At 69.9% G+C, this 19,527-nt stretch carries 14 protein-coding genes and 1 riboswitch; all 14 genes read left to right on the forward strand.

Features of this window, described 5'->3' with window-relative positions; genetic code table 11:
• The first annotated feature begins 1 nt into the window (after position 1).
• A complete protein-coding gene (locus GHC57_RS07370; RefSeq protein WP_153342746.1) occupies positions 2–922 on the forward strand; it encodes an ABC transporter permease in 921 nt (306 codons plus the stop codon).
• A 121-nt stretch (positions 923–1,043) separates the two neighbouring features.
• Positions 1,044–2,714 carry an ABC transporter substrate-binding protein gene (locus GHC57_RS07375; RefSeq protein ID WP_246152190.1) on the forward strand — a complete coding sequence of 557 codons (1,671 nt, stop codon included), beginning with the start codon at positions 1,044–1,046 and terminating at the stop codon, positions 2,712–2,714.
• Positions 2,704–3,651, forward strand: coding sequence for an acetamidase/formamidase family protein (locus tag GHC57_RS07380; RefSeq protein ID WP_153342748.1), 948 nt, complete (start codon positions 2,704–2,706; stop codon positions 3,649–3,651). The genes GHC57_RS07375 and GHC57_RS07380 overlap by 11 nt, the downstream gene beginning before the upstream one ends.
• Before the next feature lie 84 nt (positions 3,652–3,735).
• Positions 3,736–5,580, forward strand: coding sequence for an ABC transporter ATP-binding protein (locus tag GHC57_RS07385; RefSeq protein ID WP_153342750.1), 1,845 nt, complete (start codon positions 3,736–3,738; stop codon positions 5,578–5,580).
• A 109-nt stretch (positions 5,581–5,689) separates the two neighbouring features.
• Positions 5,690–5,803, forward strand: a riboswitch (guanidine-I (ykkC/yxkD leader).
• 115 nt (positions 5,804–5,918) lie between these two features.
• Positions 5,919–6,989, forward strand: coding sequence for a putative urea ABC transporter substrate-binding protein (locus tag GHC57_RS07390; RefSeq protein WP_153342752.1), 1,071 nt, complete (start codon positions 5,919–5,921; stop codon positions 6,987–6,989).
• A gap of 79 nt (positions 6,990–7,068) precedes the next feature.
• Complete coding sequence (locus tag GHC57_RS07395; RefSeq protein WP_153342754.1) at positions 7,069–7,896, forward strand: ABC transporter permease; 828 nt, start codon at positions 7,069–7,071, stop codon at positions 7,894–7,896.
• Positions 7,893–8,702: an ABC transporter ATP-binding protein gene (locus GHC57_RS07400; RefSeq protein WP_153342756.1), complete on the forward strand. Its 810-nt coding sequence runs from the start codon at positions 7,893–7,895 to the stop codon at positions 8,700–8,702. The genes GHC57_RS07395 and GHC57_RS07400 overlap by 4 nt, the downstream gene beginning before the upstream one ends.
• Before the next feature lie 229 nt (positions 8,703–8,931).
• On the forward strand, positions 8,932–9,666 hold the full coding sequence (locus tag GHC57_RS07405; RefSeq protein ID WP_153342758.1) for an urea amidolyase associated protein UAAP1: 735 nt from the start codon (positions 8,932–8,934) through the stop codon (positions 9,664–9,666).
• 22 nt (positions 9,667–9,688) lie between these two features.
• Positions 9,689–10,327: an urea amidolyase associated protein UAAP2 gene (locus GHC57_RS07410; protein WP_153342760.1), complete on the forward strand. Its 639-nt coding sequence runs from the start codon at positions 9,689–9,691 to the stop codon at positions 10,325–10,327.
• A 19-nt stretch (positions 10,328–10,346) separates the two neighbouring features.
• Entirely contained in the window at positions 10,347–13,946 is a 3,600-nt protein-coding gene (uca, locus tag GHC57_RS07415; protein WP_153342762.1) for an urea carboxylase, read from the forward strand.
• Entirely contained in the window at positions 13,943–15,691 is a 1,749-nt protein-coding gene (gene atzF, locus GHC57_RS07420; protein ID WP_153342764.1) for an allophanate hydrolase, read from the forward strand. The genes uca and atzF overlap by 4 nt, the downstream gene beginning before the upstream one ends.
• Before the next feature lie 238 nt (positions 15,692–15,929).
• On the forward strand, positions 15,930–17,201 hold the full coding sequence (locus tag GHC57_RS07425) for a hypothetical protein (RefSeq protein WP_153342766.1): 1,272 nt from the start codon (positions 15,930–15,932) through the stop codon (positions 17,199–17,201).
• Between the two features lie 390 nt (positions 17,202–17,591).
• On the forward strand, positions 17,592–18,698 hold the full coding sequence (locus GHC57_RS07430; RefSeq protein WP_153342768.1) for a 2-aminoethylphosphonate--pyruvate transaminase: 1,107 nt from the start codon (positions 17,592–17,594) through the stop codon (positions 18,696–18,698).
• Positions 18,695–19,525, forward strand: a complete 831-nt coding sequence (gene phnX / locus GHC57_RS07435; protein ID WP_153342771.1) for a phosphonoacetaldehyde hydrolase — start codon at positions 18,695–18,697, stop codon at positions 19,523–19,525. Before GHC57_RS07430 ends, phnX begins: the two co-directional genes overlap by 4 nt.
• The last annotated feature ends 2 nt before the right edge of the window (positions 19,526–19,527 follow it).

Genomic DNA, 19,527 nt, shown 5'->3' on the forward strand with positions numbered 1-19,527 from the left:
CATGGCGGCCTATATCCTGCGCCGGCTGATCCAGGCCGTGCTGATCCTGATCGGGGTCAGCTTCGTGACCTTCGTGCTGCTCTATCTGGTGCCGGCCGACCCGGCGCGGCAGATCGCCGGCCGCAGCGCCACCGCCGAGACGGTCGCCAACATCCGCGCCCAGCTCGGGCTCGATCAGCCGTTCTACGTGCAGTACTGGCGCTACTTCACGGGCATGATCCAGGGCGACCTGGGCCGGTCCTACCTGCAGAAGACCGAGGTGGCCGAGCTGATCGCCGCGCGGCTGCCGGCGACCCTGCAACTGATGGGCGGGGCCATCGTCTGGGAGCTGCTGCTGGGCCTGACCACCGGCATCGTGGCCGCGCTGAAGCGGGGCACCTGGGTGGACAACACGCTCATGGTGGCGTCGTTCATCGGCGTCTCGGCGCCGCAGTTCGTGGTGGGCATCCTGCTGCTGTACGTGTTCGCGGTGCTGCTCGGCTGGTTTCCCATCGGCGGCTACGGCACCTTTGCCCACCTGATCCTGCCCTCGTTCACGCTGGGGATCCTGGGCGCCGGCTGGTACTCGCGCATGATGCGCTCGTCCATGCTGGACGTGCTGCGGCAGGACTACATCCGCACGGCGCGCGCCAAGGGCCTGGACCGGGTGCGCATCGTGCTGCGCCACGCCCTGCCCAACGCCGTGCTGCCCGTGATCGCCATGATCGGCATCGACGTCGGGCTGTTCATGAGCGGCATCGTGGTCGTGGAGTCCGTGTTCGGCTGGCCCGGGATCGGACAGCTCGCCTGGCAGGCCATCCAGCGGGTGGATATCCCGATCATCATGGGCGTGACCCTGGTTTCGGCCGTCGCGATCGTGCTGGGCAACCTGCTCGCCGATCTGATCGCGCCGTTCATCGATCCCCGCATCAAGCTGCGCTGACCCGCCGGGATCGGCGGCGACGGCGGCGGACGCGGGTGTGCAACAACAGAGTTCCGGCCAACGGGACCCGGACGCGGGAGTTTTCCGAGGACTCAAACCCCTGGACTGCAGAGAGGTCAAAATGACGTTTGGATGGAAGCACCTGATGGGCGCCACCGCCCTGGTGGCGGCCGGCCTGACCGGCGGCGCCGGCCTGGACGGACCGCGCGGCTTCGGCCCGGCGCCGGCCCTGGCCGCCGACGACATCACGCAGGGCGGCACCATGACCGTCACCTACAAGGACGACGTCTCGACCCTGGATCCGGCCATCGGCTACGACTGGCAGAACTGGTCCATGATCAAGAGCCTGTTCGACGGCCTGATGGACTACGAGCCGGGCACCACCGACCTGGTGACCGATCTGGCGGAGAGCTTCGAGGTCTCGGAGGACGGCACCGTCTACACCTTCAAGCTGCGCGAAGGGGTCACGTTCCACAATGGCCGCGAGATGACCGCCGCCGACGTCAAGTACTCCCTGGACCGGGTGGTGAACCCCGAGACCCAGAGCCCCGGGGCCGGCTTCTTCGACAGCATCGAGGGCTTCGAGGCCGCCAACAGCGGCGAGGCCGACGGCCTGTCCGGCATCGAGGTCGTGGACGATGACACCGTGCGCTTCCATCTGTCGCGCCCGGATGCGCCGTTCCTGCACAAGCTGGCGCTGAACTTCGCCCATGTGGTGCCCAGGGAAGCGGTCGAGGAATACGGCGCGGACTTCGGCAAGAACCCGGTCGGCACCGGCGCCTTCATGCTGGATGAATGGACCCTGGGCCAGCGCGTCGTGTTCGCGCGCAATCCGGACTATTACCACGAGGGCATTCCGCGCCTCGACCGCATCGTGTTCGAGGTCGGCCAGGAGCCCATCGTCGCCACCCTGCGCCTGCAGCGCGGCGAGGTGGACATCGCCGGCGACGGCATTCCGCCCGCCAAGTTCCTGGAAATCACCCAGGATCCCGAATACGAGGACTTCATCATCAAGGGCAACCAGCTCCACACCGGCTACGTGACCCTGAACGTGCGCATGGCGCCGTTCGACGATCCCATGGTGCGCAAGGCCGTCAACATGGCCATCAACAAGGACCGGATCGTGCGCATCATCAACGGGCGCGCCACGCCGGCCAACCAGCCGCTGCCGCCGCTGATGCCCGGCTATGCCGAGGACTACGAGGGCTATGCCTTCGATCCCGAACAGGCCCGCGCCATGCTGGCCGAGGCGGGCTACGCCGACGGCTTCGAGACCGAACTGTTCGTCGCCAACACCGACCCGCAGCCGCGCATTGCCCAGGCCATCCAGCAGGATCTGGCCGAGGTCGGCATCGAGGCCGCCATCACCTCGCTGGCGCAGTCCAACGTCATCGCGGCCGGCGGCGAGCCGGACCAGGCGCCCATGATCTGGTCGGGCGGCATGGCCTGGATCGCGGACTTCCCCGATCCCTCCAACTTCTACGGTCCCATCCTGGGCTGCGGCGGGGCCGTCCCGGGCGGCTGGAACTGGGCCTGGTACTGCAACGAAGAGCTGGACGCCAAGGCGACCAAGGCCGACAGCATGGCCGACCCGGCCCAGGCCGACGCGCGCATTCAGATGTGGCGCGAGATCTTCCTGGGCGTGATGGAAGACGCGCCGTGGGTGCCGATCTTCAACGAGCAGCGCTACACCCTGCGCTCGCCGGTGCTGGGCGGTCCCGACGCCATCTTCGTCGATCCCGTTCATATTCCCGTCCACTATGATTACGTGTATCGGACCGATGTGCAGTAACGCCCCCGCTCACACCATCCACGGCGCCCATCATCACTTCGGGTGGGATCGCGCGATTCCGCCCGTGCAGACGGTGGCGCCGGGCACCACCCTGGAGTTCGAGTGCATCGACGCCTCGGGCGGCCAGCTCACCCGCGAGAGCACGGTTGCGGATGTGCCCGCGCTCGACTTCGGCCGCATCAACCCGGTCACCGGCCCCATCTTCGTCGATGGGGCCGAGCCGGGCGATGCGCTCAAGGTCACGATCGAGAGCTTCCGGCCGTCGGGCTTCGGCTGGACCGCCAACATCCCCGGCTTCGGGCTGCTGGCGGACCAGTTCGAGACCCCGGGGCTGCACCTGTGGTCCTATGACGCCCAGGCGCTGACCCCGGCCCTGTTCTCGACGGTGGCGCGGGTCCCCCTGAAGCCCTTCGCCGGGACCATCGGCCTGGCGCCGGCGGCGCCGGGGCCGCATTCGGTGGTGCCGCCCCGCAACGTGGGCGGCAACATGGACATCCGCGACATTGCCGCCGGCTGCACTTTGCTGCTTCCGGTGGAAGTCGCGGGGGCGCTGTTCTCCATCGGCGACACCCACGCCGCCCAGGGCGACGGCGAGGTCTGCGGCACGGCCATCGAAAGCCCGATGGCCGTGACCCTGACCCTCGACGTCGTCAAGGGCGGCGCGCCGAAGATGCCCCGGTTCAGCACGCCGGGGCCGGTGACCCGTCACCTGGACGCCGATGGCTACGAGGTGACCACCGGCGTCGGGGCCGATCTGATGGAGGGCGCGCGCGCCGCGCTGTCGCAGATGATCGACTGGCTGGCGGCGACCCAGGGCATGGATCCGCTCGACGCCTACATGCTTTGTTCGGTGTGCGGCGATCTGCGCATCAGCGAGATCGTGGACCAGCCGAACTGGGTGGTGTCGTTCTACTTCCCGCGCGTCGTGTTGCGCTAGCGCGGGGTCCCGGCGGCGCGCCCTGTCCGGATGCGCCGCCGGGGCGTTCTTCGTTTCCTCCTGTCGCCCGAGGTCATGCCTGGAATGCGCCCCCATCCCGATGCCCCCGAACCGCCGTCGGCCGACCGGCCGGTGCTGGAGGTGCGCGGCCTGCGCACCCAGGTCGCCACACCGACCGGACCCAAGGTGGTGGTGGATGGGCTCGACCTGACCCTGGCCCCCGGCGAGGTGCTGTGCATCGCCGGCGAGAGCGGCAGCGGCAAGTCCATGGCCGCGCTGTCGATCATGGGCCTGCTGCCCCGGCCGATGGCGCGCATCGCCGCCGGCTCCATCCGGCTGAACGGCCGCGAGCTGACCGGCCTGGGCGAGGCCCGCATGCGCGCCGTGCGTGGGGCCGAGATCTCCATGATCTTCCAGGAGCCCATGACGTCGCTGAACCCCGTGCTGACCATCGGCCGGCAGGTGGGCGAGGCGATCGAGGCGCATCGGTCGGTGGGCCGGGCGGATCTCACCCGGCTGACCGTCGCCGCGCTGGAGGCGGTGCGGATCCCCGAGGCCGCCCGGCGCCTGAAGCAGTATCCGCACGAACTGTCGGGCGGCATGCGCCAGCGCGTCATGATCGCCATGGCCATGGCGTGCGGCCCCAAGGTGCTGATCGCCGACGAGCCGACCACCGCGCTCGATGTCACCATCCAGGCCCAGATCCTGGAACTGATGCGCGATCTGCGGCGCGATCACGGCACGGCCGTCATTCTCATCACCCACGACATGGGCGTGGTGGCGGAGATGGCCGACCGCGTGGTCATCATGAACCAGGGCCGCCTCGTGGAGGACGGGCCCGTGCTGGACGTGTTCGAGCGCCCGCGCGCCGCCTATACCCGCACGCTGCTGGCCGCCGTGCCCCGCCTCGGTGCGTATGCCGACATCGACGGGCCGGTTCGGTCGGCGGGGCGGAGCGGGGCGGCACCCGCGCCGGACCCCGCTCGGCGGCCCCGTCCGGTGGCCGAGGTGCGGGACCTGACTGTGCGCTTCGACCTGACCGGCGGCCTGCTGCAGCGCGTGGTCCGCCGGGTCCATGCGGTCGAGGGGGTGTCGTTCGACCTGTTTCCCGGCGAAACCCTGGCGCTGGTGGGCGAGAGCGGCTGCGGCAAGTCCACCACCGGCAAGGCGCTGATGAACCTGATCCCCTGGACCGGCGCCATCACGATCGACGGGACGGCGACGCATGGGCTCGGGCGTCGCGCCATGCGCCCGGTGCGCCGTCATATCCAGATGGTGTTCCAGGACCCGTTCGCCTCGCTGGACCCGCGCATGACGGTGGGCGACCTGGTGGCCGAGCCCATGCGGATCCACGGCCTCGCCCGGGGGCGCGAGCTGGACGATCGCGTGGCCGAGCTGTTCCGCCGGGTGCGGCTGGAGCCGGACGTTCGCGACCGCTATCCGCACGAGTTCTCCGGCGGACAGCGGCAGCGCATCTGTATCGCCCGGGCGCTGGGGCTGTCGCCGCGACTCATCGTCGCCGACGAGTCCGTCTCGGCCCTCGATGTCTCGGTCCAGGCGCAGGTGCTCGACCTGATGCAGGAGCTGCAGGCGGAGATGGGGCTGTCCTACCTGTTCATTTCGCACGACATGGCGGTGGTCGAACAGGTCAGCCACCGGGTCGCCGTCATGTACATGGGGCGGATCGTCGAGATCGGCCGGCGGCGCGACGTGTTCGGGGATCCGCGCCACCCCTATACCCGCAAGCTGCTGACGGCCGTGCCCCGCCCCGACCCGCGCGACCGGCGCGACCACTTCCGCCGGCTGGAGGGCGAGATTCCCAGTCCCGTGCAGGCGCTGGACTACCGGCCGCCGCCGCAGCGCTTCGACGAGGTCCGCCCCGGGCACATCGTGGACCTGTCCGGCGCCCCGGAGCAGGCGGGGGGATGAACCGGAACCGGGCACGACCAAGCCTGCCCAAGAACTAGGCGACAAAGAAAACTGAACAAGAATGCATCATTTTGGTCTTGCGCGGCGGCTCAGCGGTGGTATGGTGCGAATCGTGAGCAGCTAGGGTTCCGGCCGCGCCAGAGGGCGCGGTGTATCACTGGTCCGAGAGCTGCCGCCCCGCCGCGACAGGCGGGGTACACGGCGGGACAAAAGCCCGGGAGGCCCTGAAGGTTTGGCACCATGCCAACGCCAGGTCCCGCCGTGGCCGTCAGACCTCCAGGCCTTGTTTCAGGCGCCCGTTTCGAAGGGGCGCGGCCAACGATCTGGAGGTCAGACGGATGACGACGATCCTGACACGCACCCTTGCCGCCGCCGCCGTGGCCGCCTTCACGGTGACCGCGCCCGCCGCCATGGCGGAGGAGAAGACCGACTTCAAGCTGGCGTGGTCCATCTACGTCGGCTGGATGCCCTGGGGCTGGGCCGCCGATGCCGGCATCGTGGACAAGTGGGCCGACAAGTACGGCATCACCATCGAGGTGGTGCAGTTCAACGACTACATCGAGTCCATCAACCAGTACACCGCCGGCGCCTTCGACGGCGTGACCGCCACCAACATGGATACGCTCGCCATTCCCTCGGTCGGCGGCATCGACACCACGGCGCTGCTGATCGGCGACTTCTCCAACGGCAACGACGCCCTGTTGCTCAAGGACTCCGAGACGCTGGAGGACGTGTTGGGCCGGCGCGTGAACCTGGTGGAGCTGTCGGTCTCTCACTACCTGCTGGCCCGCGCCCTGCAATCCCTCGGCAAGTCCGAACGGGACGTGACGGTGGTCAACACCTCCGACGCCGACATGATCGCCGCGTGGCAGACCCCGGATGTCACCGCCGCCGTGACCTGGAACCCGCTGGTGGCCGAGATCGCGGCCATGCCGGACGCCCACACGGTCTTCACCAGCGCCGACATTCCGGGCGAGATCATCGACCTGACCGTGGTCAACACCGAGACGCTGGCCGACAACCCGGCCTTCGGCAAGGCGCTGGCCGGCGCGTGGTACGAGACCATGGGCATCATGGCGTCCGACACCGAGGACGGCCGCGAGGCCCGCGCCGCGATGGGCGCCGCCTCCGGCACCGATCTGGCGGGCTACGAGATGCAGTTGGACAGCACCATGATGTTCTTCGACCCGGCCGAGGCCGCCGCCTTCGCCCGCTCGGAAGACCTGCCCAGGACCATGGACGCCGTGCGCACCTTCCTGTTCGATCACGGTCTGTTGGGCGCCGGTGCGCCTAGCCCAGACGTGGTCGGCATCGCCTATCCGGACGGCTCCATCCAAGGTGAGTCGGGCAACGTCACCTTCCGCTTCGTGACCGACTACATGGACGCCGCCGCCGACGGCGCCCTCTGAGGCCCGGGACGCGCCGGGGCGAAGGCCGCACGGCCTTCGCCCCGCCCTCTCCCCACGGTCCCGAGGAGGCCCGCCGATCATGCCCCGGTTCGTCAATCGCCGGCCCGGCCGCGCCGCGCGCGTGATTCTGGCCGCCCTGCCGTTCGCCCTGGCGATCGGCGCCTATGCCATCGGCTCGCACATCCGGCTGTCGGAGAACCCCAACGACAAGCTGCTGCCGTCCTTCACCGCACTGGCGGACGGTTTCACCCGCTTCGCGATCGAGCCCGACCGGCGGACCGGCGACATCCTGCTATGGGTGGACACCCTGGCCAGCCTGAGCCGGCTCGCGGCGGGCATCGCCCTCTCGACCCTGTTGGGGCTGGTGGTCGGCATCGGGGTGGGTCTGCTGCCCTATGTGCGGGCCTCGATGGCCGGGTTCCTGGCCGTGCTGTCCATGATCCCGCCGCTGTCCGTGCTGCCGATCCTGTTCATCGTGTTCGGGCTGGGCGAGCTGTCCAAGGTCATGCTGATCGTATTTGGCGTGGCCCCCTTCCTGATGCGGGACATCGCCCTGCGCGTGGGTGAACTGCCCGCCGAGCAGATCGTCAAGGCGCAGACGCTGGGCGCGTCCACCTGGCAGATCATCACCCGCGTGGTGCTGCCCCAGGTCTGGCCCCGGCTGATCGATGCCGTGCGGCTGTCGCTGGGGGCGGCGTGGCTGTTCCTGATCGCGGCCGAGGCGATCGCATCGGAAAGCGGGCTCGGCTACCGCATCTTCCTGTTGCGGCGCTACCTCGCCATGGACGTGATCCTGCCCTACGTGGCCTGGATCACGCTGCTCGCCTTCACGTTCGACTGGGCCTTGCGGCACCTCCAGGCCCGGGCGTTCCCCTGGTTCGCGGGCGAGGGGAGGGGCCGGTCATGACCGCCGTCTCGATCCGCAACGTCTGGAAGGACTACGACGGTCAGGTGGTGCTGGAGAACATCTCGTTCGACGTGGCGCCCCATTCCTTCGTCTCGCTGGTCGGCCCCTCCGGCTGCGGCAAGTCCACCTTCCTGCGCATGCTGCTCAGCCAGGAGGCCCCGAGCCGGGGCGAGATCCGGGTGGAGGGCGAACCGCTGGCCTCCGAGCCCATGCCCGACCGGGGTATGGTGTTCCAGAAGTACTCGGTCTATCCGCACCTCACCGCGCTGGAGAACGTGGCCCTGGGCCTGGAACTCGAACGCAGCCCTCTGCTCGGCCGCCTGTTCGGGGCCCGCCGCCGCGCGGTGCTGGAGGAGGCCGCCGCCGGTCTGGAGGCGGTCGGCCTCGCCCCAGCGCGGGACAAGTATCCCAGCCAGCTTTCGGGCGGCATGCAGCAGCGCCTCGCCATCGCCCAGGCGCTCATCAAGAAACCGCGCATCCTGTTGCTGGACGAGCCGTTCGGGGCGCTCGACCCGGGCATCCGGGCGGACATCCATGACCTGATGCTGGACCTGTGGTGGAACACCAAGATGACCGTGTTCATGGTCAGCCACGACCTGCGCGAGGCGTTCTATCTGGGCACCCGGGTCATCGCCTTCGACCGCACCCGCACGCGGCCGGAGGAGCAGGCCGCCTATGGGGCGACCATCACCTTCGATATCCCGCTGGACCCGGCCGACCCCATCAAGGCGCGCATCCGCGCCGCCGAGGATGCGGCGGCGAAGGACCTGGACCTGCCCGTCTCCATACAGACCAACGGCATCTGACGATGACCGTTGGAGCCCGTGGCCGGCCCGCTCCCCCACCCGGCCACCCAACGCGAGTAGCCTGTGGGGGGTCGGGTGGGGGAGGGGGCCGGCGCCGCAACAGGCGGATGAGCCTGTCTCATCCGCCCAAAGAAGAAGCCGCAGGCTTCAGCCGGGACGACCCGGCGGCGCGCGTCCGCGCTCACCATCCGGGACGGCCCGGGATGATGTTCATGGAAAGGAGACCGTCATGCGTGACGCCATTCTCTACGAGGACGACATCCCGGGCGGCGCCCACTGGTCGCTGACCCTGCGCCGCGGGATGCTGCTGCGCCTGATCGACATCGAGGGCGGGGCCAACGTGGGCATGCTGTTCTACAACCCGGCCAACCCGCTGGAGCGCTACAACGCGCCCGACACGCTCAAGTGCCAGCACACCTTCAAGCTGACCGCCGGGCACTGCCTGTATTCCGACATGGGCCGCATCTTCTGTTCCATCGTCGCCGACACGGTGGGCTGGCACGACACCGTGGGTGGGGTGACCACCCGCGCCATGGTCGCCGCCAAGTGGGGCGAGAAGACCTATCAAGAGGCTCGCAACGACTGGACGCAGAACGGCCGCGACAGCTTTTTGGTCGAGGCCGGCAAGTACGGCCTGGGCAAGCGCGACATGGCGGCGAACGTCAACTGGTTCTCCAAGGTCGCCCCGGATGCCGACGGAAACCTGTCGTTCGACCCCGCGAACAGCGCACCGGGCGCGCATGTGGATCTGCGCTTCGAGATGGACACGCTGGTGCTGTTCCACACCTGCCCGCACCCCATGAACCCGGCCCCGGACTACCCCCGCAAGCCGATCCGCTATCAGGTCCTTCCGGCCGCGCCGGTGGCCGACGACGACCCGTGCCGCACCGCGCGACCGGAGAACGAACGCGGCTTCGCCAACACCGAGCGCTACACCGCCTGCGCGCCCGGGATCGGCGCCTGACACGAGGGGGAGGACAAGACCCATGATGAAGGAAAGCACCCTGACGCCGGAGACCGCCGTCTATCGCCGGACCGTGCCGGCCGGCGACTACTGGATGGAGGTCGTCAAGGCGGGCCAGACCCTGCGGATCCTCGACCTGGAGGGCAACCAGGCCGCCGACACCCTGTTCTATGCCGCCGCCGATCCGGCCGAGCGCTACAGCGCCATCGACACCATCCGCGCACAGGGCAACGTCTACCTGACCGCCGGGTCCGTGTTGATGTCCACCGAGACCCGGCCGATGCTGACCATCACGGCCGACACCTGCGGGCGGCACGACACCCTGGGCGGGGCCTGCGCCACGGAAAGCAACACCGTGCGCTATGCCCTGGACACGAAGTGCATGCACGCCTGCCGGGATTCCTGGCTGCGGGCGGTGGCCGAGCGCGACGAGTTCGGCCTCACCAAGCGCGACATCACCCACAACATCAATTTCTTCATGAACGTGCCGGTCACTCCGGACGGCGGCCTGACCTTCGCCGACGGCATCAGCGGGTCGGGCAAGTACGTGGAGATGCGGGCCGAGATGGACGTGATCGTCCTGATCTCCAACTGCCCGCAGCTCAACAACCCGTGCAACGCCTACAACCCGACCCCCATCGACGTGCTGGTCTGGGACTGAGGGAAGGGATCGTCCGGTCATGTTCGATACCGTACTCATCGCCAACCGGGGCGAGATCGCCCGGCGGGTGATCCGCACGCTCGAGGCCATGGGCGTGCGGGCCGTCGCCGTCTATTCCGACGCCGACCGCCACGCCCCCCATGTGCGCGAGGCCGACGCGGCCGTGCGTCTGGGCCCGCCGCCGGTGGGCGAAAGCTACCTGAACATCCCGGCCGTGCTGGCCGCGTGCCGCGAGACCGGCGCCCAGGCCGTCCACCCGGGGTATGGCTTCCTGTCGGAATCCGTCGCCTTCGCCGAGGCGCTGGCGGCCGAGGGCATCGCCTTCATCGGGCCGCGTCCGGAACACCTGCGCCGCTTCGGTTTGAAGCACGAGGCCCGGGCGGCGGCCGAGGCGGCCGGGGTCCCTCTGCTGCCCGGCTCCGGGCTGCTGGCGGACCTGGATGCGGCCAAAACGGCGGCGGCGGACATCGGCTATCCGGTGATGCTGAAGAGCACCGCCGGCGGCGGCGGCATCGGCCTGCGCCTGTGCCGGGACGAGGCCGAACTGGTGCGCGAGTTCGAGGTGGTCCGCCGCCTGGGTCAGGGCAACTTCGGCGATGCGGGTGTGTTCCTGGAAAAGTTCGTCGAAACGGCCCGCCACCTGGAGGTTCAGATCTTCGGCGACGGCAAGGGGCGCGTCGTGGCCCTCGGGGAACGGGACTGCTCGTTGCAGCGGCGCAATCAGAAGCTGGTCGAGGAAGCGCCCGCGCCCACCCTGCCCGAGGCTACCCGTGCCGCCCTGCCCGCGGCCGCCGTGGCGCTGGGCGAGTCCGTGGCCTACGAGAGCGCGGGCACGGTGGAGTTCATCTATGACGCGGACGCCGACCGCTTCCACTTCCTGGAGGTGAACACCCGCCTTCAGGTCGAACACGGTGTCACGGAGAGCATCTTCGGCGTCGATCTGGTGGACTGGATGGTGCGGCAGGCGGCCGGGCAGGTCCTGCCGTTGGATGTGCCCACGCCGCAGGGCCACGCCATCGAGGTCCGTTTGAACGCCGAGGATCCGGCCCGCGCCTTCCGCCCCTCGGCCGGGCGGCTGACCCATGTGGTGTTTCCCGACGACGCTCGCGTGGACGGCTGGGTGGAAACGGGAACGGAGGTCTCGGCGTTCTATGACAACCTTCTGGCCAAGCTGATCGTGACCGGCCCCGACCGACCGTCCACCATCGCGGCCTTGCGGGACGCGCTGGCCCGCACCGAACTGGCCGGGCTGGAGACCAACGCGGACTATCTGGCCCAGGTCGTCGCCACCGACTGGTTCGCGGCGGGTGAGGTCGCGACCAAACGCCTCGGCACGTTCCAGGCGCGGGCGCGCATCGTGGAAGTCTTGGCCCCCGGCGCCCAGACCACCGTGCAGGACTGGCCGGGCCGTCTGGGTCACTGGGACGTGGGCGTGCCGCCCTCCGGTCCCATGGATGCGCTCTCGTTCCGCCTCGCCAATCGCCTGCTCGGAAACCCCGAGGGCGCGCCCGCCCTGGAATGCGCCATGATGGGGCCGACGCTGCGCTTCCACACCGACACCGTGATCGCGCTGGGGGGCGCCGCCATGCGGGCGACCCTGGACGGCCGGTCGGTGCCGCTGTGGGCGCCGGTCGCCGTCTCCGCCGGCCAGACGCTGGCGCTGGGTACCGTGGACGGCCCCGGCAGCCGGTGTTATCTGGCCGTGCGCGGCGGCTTCGACGTGCCGGCCTACCTGGGCAGCCGGTCCGCGTTCACCCTGGGCCGGTTCGGGGGCCACGCCACCGGCGCGGTGCAGACCGGCGACGCGCTGCGGATCAATGTGGATGCCGAGGCCGGGCCGACCGCCACCCTGCCGGAGGCGCTGAAGCCCGCCCTGACTCACGACTGGACCCTGGGCGTTCTGTACGGGCCGCACGGCGCGCCCGACTTCTTCACTGACGCGGACATCGAAACGCTGTTCGACACGGCCTATGAGGTGCACTTCAACTCCGCCCGCACCGGGGTGCGCCTGATCGGCCCCAAGCCGGCCTGGGCGCGCCCGGACGGGGGCGAGGCCGGGTTGCATCCGTCCAACATCCACGACAACGCCTATGCGGTGGGCGCGCTCGACTTCACCGGCGACATGCCGATCATCCTGGGGCCGGATGGGCCGAGCCTGGGTGGGTTCGTCTGCCCCGTCACCGTGGCCCTGGCCGAGATGTGGAAGGTCGGCCAGCTCAAGCCGGGCGACCGGGTCCGCTTCCAGCCCCTGACCACGGCCGAGGCCGAGGCCCGCCGCGCGGCCCAGGATCGGGCCATTGCGAACCTGACGCCGCCGCCGGCCGCGCCCGCCGTTCACGGTCCGGACGACCGCCGGGACGCGGTGATGCGCCGGGGCCGGACGGGCGAGACGGACATGGTGTACCGCCGGGGCGGCGACGACACCATTCTGGTGGAGTTCGGCCCGCCCAAGCTGGACCTGACCCTGCGCTTCCAGGCCCATGCCCTGATGGAGCGCGTGCAGGCCGAGCGGCTGCCCGGCCTGATCGACCTGACGCCGGGCATTCGCTCGCTGCAGGTGCATTTCGATGCCGCCGAGACATCGCCCGCGCGGGTGCTGGACGTGCTCGCCAATCTGGAGGCCGAATTGCCGGCGGTGGACGACATCCGCGTGCCCTCGCGCACTGTCCATCTGCCGCTGTCGTGGGATGACGAAAGCACGCGGGAGGCCATCCGCAAGTATCAGTCGGGCGTGAACCCGGATGCGCCCTGGTGCCCCTCCAACATCGAGTTCATCCGCCGCATCAACGGCTTGACGGACGAACAGGCGGTCAAGGACATCGTGTTCGGGGCGAACTACATGGTGCTCGGCCTGGGCGATGTGTACCTGGGCGCGCCGGTGGCGACGCCGGTGGATCCGCGCCACCGCCTCGTGACCACCAAGTACAACCCCGCGCGGACCTGGACACCCGAGAACGCCGTCGGCATCGGCGGCGCCTACCTGTGCATCTACGGCATGGAGGGGCCGGGCGGCTACCAGTTCGTGGGCCGGACCATCCAGGTCTGGAACACGTGGCGGACGACGCCGTACTTCCGGGACGGCACGCCCTGGCTGCTGCGCTTCTTCGACCGCATCAAGTTCTTCCCGGTCTCGGCGGAAGATCTGGCCGAGGCGCGCGACGCCTTTCCGCACGGGTCCTATGACATCCGTGTGGAGGACGGGACCTTCGACCTGGCCGCCCAGCGCCGGTTCGAGGCGGAGAACGCCGACAGCATCGCGGCCTTCCAGGCGCACCGACAGGCGGCGTTCGACGAAGAGCGCCGCCGCTGGGAAGAGGCCGGCCTCAACGTGGTCTCGCCCGCCGAGGCCGACGCCCCGTCTCCGACGGACGGCCTGCGCCTGCCCGAAAACGGACTGACCGCCGACGCGGTGTTGCACGGCTCGGTCTGGAAGCTGCTCGTGGACCAGGGGGCCCGGGTCGAGGCAGGCCAGCCGCTGGCCATTCTGGAGAGCATGAAGATGGAGGTGGAGGTCACGGCCCCGGGCGCGGGGGTGGTCGAGGATGTGCTGGTGCAGGCGGGCCAGGAGGTGCGCGCCGGCCAGCCGTTGATGATCCTGCTGCGGGAGACTGGGGCATGAGCGGGTTCGACATGACCGTGCGGGGCGTTCTCGCCGCCGCTTCGCCGGTGGCCGCCGTGCGCGCGGCTTTTGCCCGCATCCGGGCCTATCAGGCGGTGGACCCCGCCGTCTGGGTCGCGCTGGTGCCGGAGCACGAGGCCCTGGCCGCCGCCGAGGCGCTGGAGGCGGCCGGACCCGAGGGCAAGCCGCTGTACGGCGTGCCGTTCGCGGTCAAGGACAACATCGACACGGCGGGCCTGCCGACCACGGCGGCCTGTCCGGTCTATGCGTATCTGCCGAACGAGGACGCCCCCGTCGTCGCCCGTCTGAAGGCGGCCGGGGCGATCCTGATCGGGCGCACCAACATGGACCAGTTCGCGACCGGACTGGTGGGCACGCGCAGCCCCCACGGCGCGCCGCGCTGCGTGTTCGATCGCGATTATGTCTCCGGCGGCTCGTCCAGCGGCTCGGCGGTGGCCGTGGCGGCGGGGCTGGTGGCGTTCGCGCTGGGGACCGACACCGCCGGGTCTGGGCGCGTGCCGGCGGCGTTCAACAATCTGGTCGGGATCAAGCCGTCCAAGGGCCTGCTGTCCACCCGGGGTGTGGTGCCGGCCTGCGCCTCGCTGGACTGCGTGACCGTCTTCGCCCATGACGTGGCCGACGCCGACCGGGTGCGCCGGGTGGCGGAGGGCTTCGACCCCGCCGATCCGTGGTCCCGGGTGGCCGCGCCCGTGCCGCTGCCGCCCCACCCTCGGATGGGCGTGCTGGCGCCGGCGGACCGGGACGTCAAGGGCGACCATGCCGCCGCCGCGCTCTATGACGCCGCCATCGACCGGGCGCGCGCCCTGGGCTGGGAGATCGTTGCGTTTGACTACCGGCCGTTCCAGGCCGCCGCCGCGCTGTTGTACGCCGGCCCGTGGGTGGCCGAGCGCGAGGCGGCCGTCGGCGACTTCATCCGGGCGCACGAAGACGCCTGCGACCCCACCGTGGCCGGGATCATCCTGGGCGGCGGCGGGCGGTCCGCCCGCGATGCCTTCGACGGCCTGCACCGGCTGGCGGCGCTGAAGCGCGAGACTGAGGCGCAATGGGCCGCCATGGACGCGATGCTGCTGCCGACCGCGCCCACCCAGTACCGCGTCGCAGAGGTTGAGGCCGACCCGGTGGCGCTGAACGCCAATCTGGGCCTCTACACCAACTTCGTGAACCTGCTGGATCTGGCGGCCGTGGCGGTTCCCGCCGGGTTCCGCGAGGGCAACGGCCTGCCCTTCGGCGTCACGCTGATCGGCCCGGCCTTCAGCGACGGGGCGCTGGCGGCGCTGGGCGATGCCCTGCACCGGACGGTGGCCCCGGACCTGGCCCCCTTCGAGGGGGCGGACGGCACGGTGCATCTCGCCGTGGTCGGGGCGCACCTGACCGGCCAGCCGCTGAACCATCAACTGACGGGGCGAGGGGCCGCCCTGCTGCGCACGACCCGCACCGCGCCGGACTATCGGCTGTATGCCCTGGCCGGCACGACGCCGGCCAAACCCGGGCTGGTCCGGTCGCCCGGGGTCGATGGGCCGGGCCTGGAGGTGGAGGTCTGGGCGCTGTCCCGTGCCGCGTTCGGGGCCTTCACCGAAGAGGTGCCGCCGCCCCTGGCCATCGGCTCCGTGACCCTGGCCGACGGCAGCCGCGTCAAGGGCTTCGTCTGCGAGCCCGCCGGTCTGGAGGGCGCCGAGGAGATCACCCACCACGGCGGTTGGCGGGCGTGGCGGGTGACGAAATAATACCAGCGGCACCTGACGGTGACCTTTGGTGTAACTCCATCTTTTCTGGCATTGCCCTATAATTACAGAGGCTGAATTGGTCATGGTATTGATGATCTAAATAGACCATCATGATTTCTTCGGAAATCGCCCGCCCGGAACTCTGCTCGAACGCTGGGGCGCCATTGCGGCGTGGTGGGCTTTGTCTGTCCGATCACGCACGCACATCCCGCGACATACGCGTTATGAGGAGATGTCCGTGTTCCATCGCTCCCGGTTCCGCCAAGCCGCCTGCACGTTCGTGCTGGGCGCCCTGGTGCTCGTGTTCTCGACCGCTTCGGGCCAAGCCGCCAGCCGAATCTTCGATCTTCATCTGGTCAACGGCGAGGGCAATCCGCCTGTCACGTTTACGATCAGCGCCGCGTATCACAACTGCTATGAAGGCAACGTCGGGATCGGCCAGCAGATCGGCGCGCCGGTCGGCGGCGGCGGCTATGTCACCGTCACCCTGGCGCGCGTGCAGGGCCACGGGTGCGATGGCGAGAATGGCGTCTTCGCCATTGAAGTCAGCAATCAGCCCGGGGTTCTCATCCGCTTCAACTTCGACAACGCCGGCAGCCTGTGGCTCGTCGATCCCCGCAACATCCAGCCGGTCGGAATCCTGAGCGCCAAGCAGAGCGACGAGAGTTACGTGTTCGCCACCCAGCCGCGCCAGCGGGTGTCCGCGGGCAAGGTGACAGGGCAGTGGGTTCGCGTCTGCCAGCAGTTCTGCGACATGACCTTCAAGCAGGAAATCACCAACACGACCACCAACACCGTCGAGACCAGCAGCGAGATCCGCGAGGCGCTGTCGGTGACGCTGGAGGCGGGGGTTGCGTTCGGCGGGGCCTCGGCCAGCACCAGCGTGACCGCCAGCCAGGAGCGCTCGGTCGGTCAGCGCATGAGCCAGGAGCTTGCCACCGCCGGCATGACGGGCACGGAAACCACCATTAGCCTGTCGTTGGAACAGATGGAGGAGCGCGGACTGTTCGCGGTGTGGCAATGGGTGGCCACGACGCAGTTGAGCAACGGGCAGTCGATCGTCCTGACCACGGTCAAGTACACCTGCACGCCGGCCGCACAGCCGCCACAGTACCTGCCGGACAGCCCGGAGGACGTGCAAGCCTGCCGCAGGCAGACCGCGAGCACGCCGGTGGCGTCGGCGCCGCAGGCGGGGCAGCCGGTGGCGACGAACGTGCCCTCGTGGGGACAGATCGTGCCGTCGGCCGGCGCGCAGACCGATGTCACTCAGTTCACGCTTTTCAACGACGGCGGTTTCCCCTGGTCCATCGCCTGGATCGACTACAACGGGACCGTTTCACCCGGCGGTGACGTGATCGCGCCGGGCACGTCCTGGGTCGTCGCCAATGGGGCCAAGACCTGGGAGAGCCACTGGTATGCGGTCAGCGACTCGCAGGGCTTCCTGTGCAGCGTATCGCTGCGTCAGGGCGCGGTGGTGAACTTCTCGCAGCTCACGGCGTGCCGACGCTGATCGTCACGCCGGCGTGCGCGCATCTCGCCCCGGACCCGCCGGACGGTGGGCCCGGGGCTTGATGTCGGACGGCGCGCCGATCCGCTCCCGAGGGCGCTTGACTGAGGTGTCCACCGTCTTGGAGCAGGGTCAATCGGGCGTTGCCGGGCCGCCGGGTCCTGCAGGATCTCGGCGGGCACGCGGGCGGCGTCGTCGGAGGCCCCACCGCCTCGGCCGTCGCCGCCTCAGCCTCCGCCTCCGCCTCAGCCTCCCCCTCAGCCTCCCCCTCAGCCTCCGCGTCTGGGGACGGGCTGGGCGGCGCCCGGATTTCAAGAAACCGTCATGTGCCCGCGTGGGCCGGCCGACGCATTGTGCCGCCGTTGTCCATCCCGCAGCCTCAAGAGCCCGTTGATGCGTGATCCCCTGTTGCTGACCCCCGGTCCCGCCACCACCGACATCGCCGTCAAGGCCGCCATGCTGCGGGACTGGGGCTCGTGGGACGACGACTTCCGCGCCGTCACCGCCGACATTCGCCGCCGCCTGCTGGCCATCCTGGGGCCGGCGGGGCGCGACTTCGCATGCGTGCCCATGCAGGGGTCCGGCAGCTTCGTGGTCGAAGCCATGCTGGGCACCCTGGTGCCCGCCGACGGCAAGGCCCTGGTGCTGATGAACGGTGCCTATGGCCAGCGCATCGCCCGCACGCTGCGCGTCATGGGGCGGGCTCCGGTCGTGCTGGACACGGGCGACTATCTGCCGCCGACCCCCGAGCAGGTGGACGCCCTGTTGCATGAGGACGCGGCCATTACGCATGTGGTCGTGGTCCATTGCGAGACCTCGTCGGGCATCCTGAACCCGGTCGAGGCCATTGCCGAGGTGGTTGCCCGCCATGGCCGGCGGCTGCTGGTGGACGCCATGAGCAGCTTCGGCGCGCTCGACCTCGACCCGGGGCGCATCCGCTATGACGCCGTGGTGGCCTCCGCCAACAAGTGCCTGGAGGGCGTGCCCGGCTTCGGCTGGGCGCTGGTGCGCCGGGATGCGCTGGAACAGGGCGCCGGCAACGCCCATTCCCTCAGCCTCGACCTGTTCGACCAGTGGCGCCACATGGAGGCCACCGGCCAATGGCGCTTCACCCCGCCCACCCATGTGGTGGTTGCGCTGGCCGCCGCGCTGGACGCCTACGAGGCCGAGGGCGGCCTGACGGGGCGCGGGGCCCGCTATGAGGCCAACCGTGCGGCGCTGGTCGAGGCCATGGCCGCCATCGGCATCCGGCCGTTCCTGGAGGCGGATGTGATGAGCCCGATCATCGTGACCTTCCGGTGCCCGAAGGATCCGGCCTTCGACTTTCCGACCTTCTATCAGGCGGTCAAGCGGCGCGGCTTCATGCTTTATCCCGGCAAACTGACCGAGGCCGAGACCTTCCGCGTCGGCTGCATCGGTCAGGTGACCCCCGCCGATATGCGCGCCGCCGTCGCCGCCATGGCCGATGCCTGCGCCGAGATGGGAGTTCACCTGCCATGACTCACCGCTATACCCGCGCCTACACCGGCCCCCTGCGCGCCGTCGTGTTCGACTGGGCCGGCACCCTGATCGACTTCGGGTGCCGGGCGCCGGCGGCCGTCTTCCGGACCATCTTCACCGAAGCCGGCGCGCCGGTCAGCGAGTCTGAAGCCCGCGCCCCCATGGGCCTGCCCAAGCGCGACCATATCGCCGCCGTCGGTCGCACACCCCGCGTCGCGGCGGCCTGGCGCGAGGCCCATGGCCGGGACTTCAGCGAAGACGATGTGGATGCGTTGTATGAGGTCTTTCTGCCGCGCCAGATCGATGTGGTCGGGCAATACGCCGAGGTCATTCCGGGTGTGGTCGAGGCCCTGGCGGCGGCCCGCGCGCGCGGCCTCGCCATCGGCTCCACCACCGGCTATACCCGCGACATCATGGAGATCTGCCTCGCCCGGGCCGCCGAACAGGGCCTGACGGTCGATGCCCTGGCCTGTGCCGGAGACCTGCCGCGCGGCCGCCCCGGTCCCTACCTGCTATGGCGGGTGCTGACGGATCTGGCGGTCTACCCGCCGGAGGCCGTGGTTAAGGTCGGCGACACGCCGGCCGATGTCGAGGAAGGCCTGAACGCCGGCACCTGGGTCGTCGCGGTGGCCGCCTGCGGCAACGAGACCGGACTGTCGGCGACGGAGCTGGCCGCCCTGCCCGACGCCGAACGCACCGCCCGCGTTGACCGAGCGCGGGGCGTGCTGGCGCGGACCGGCGCCCATGTGGTGATCGAGACCACCGCCGACCTGCCGGCCGTGCTGGATGACCTGTCGGCCCGTCTGGCGCGGGGCGAACGGCCGTAGCC

This window comes from Roseospira navarrensis (genome assembly GCF_009601025.1).
Taxonomy (GTDB): Bacteria; Pseudomonadota; Alphaproteobacteria; order Rhodospirillales; family Rhodospirillaceae; genus Rhodospira; species Rhodospira navarrensis.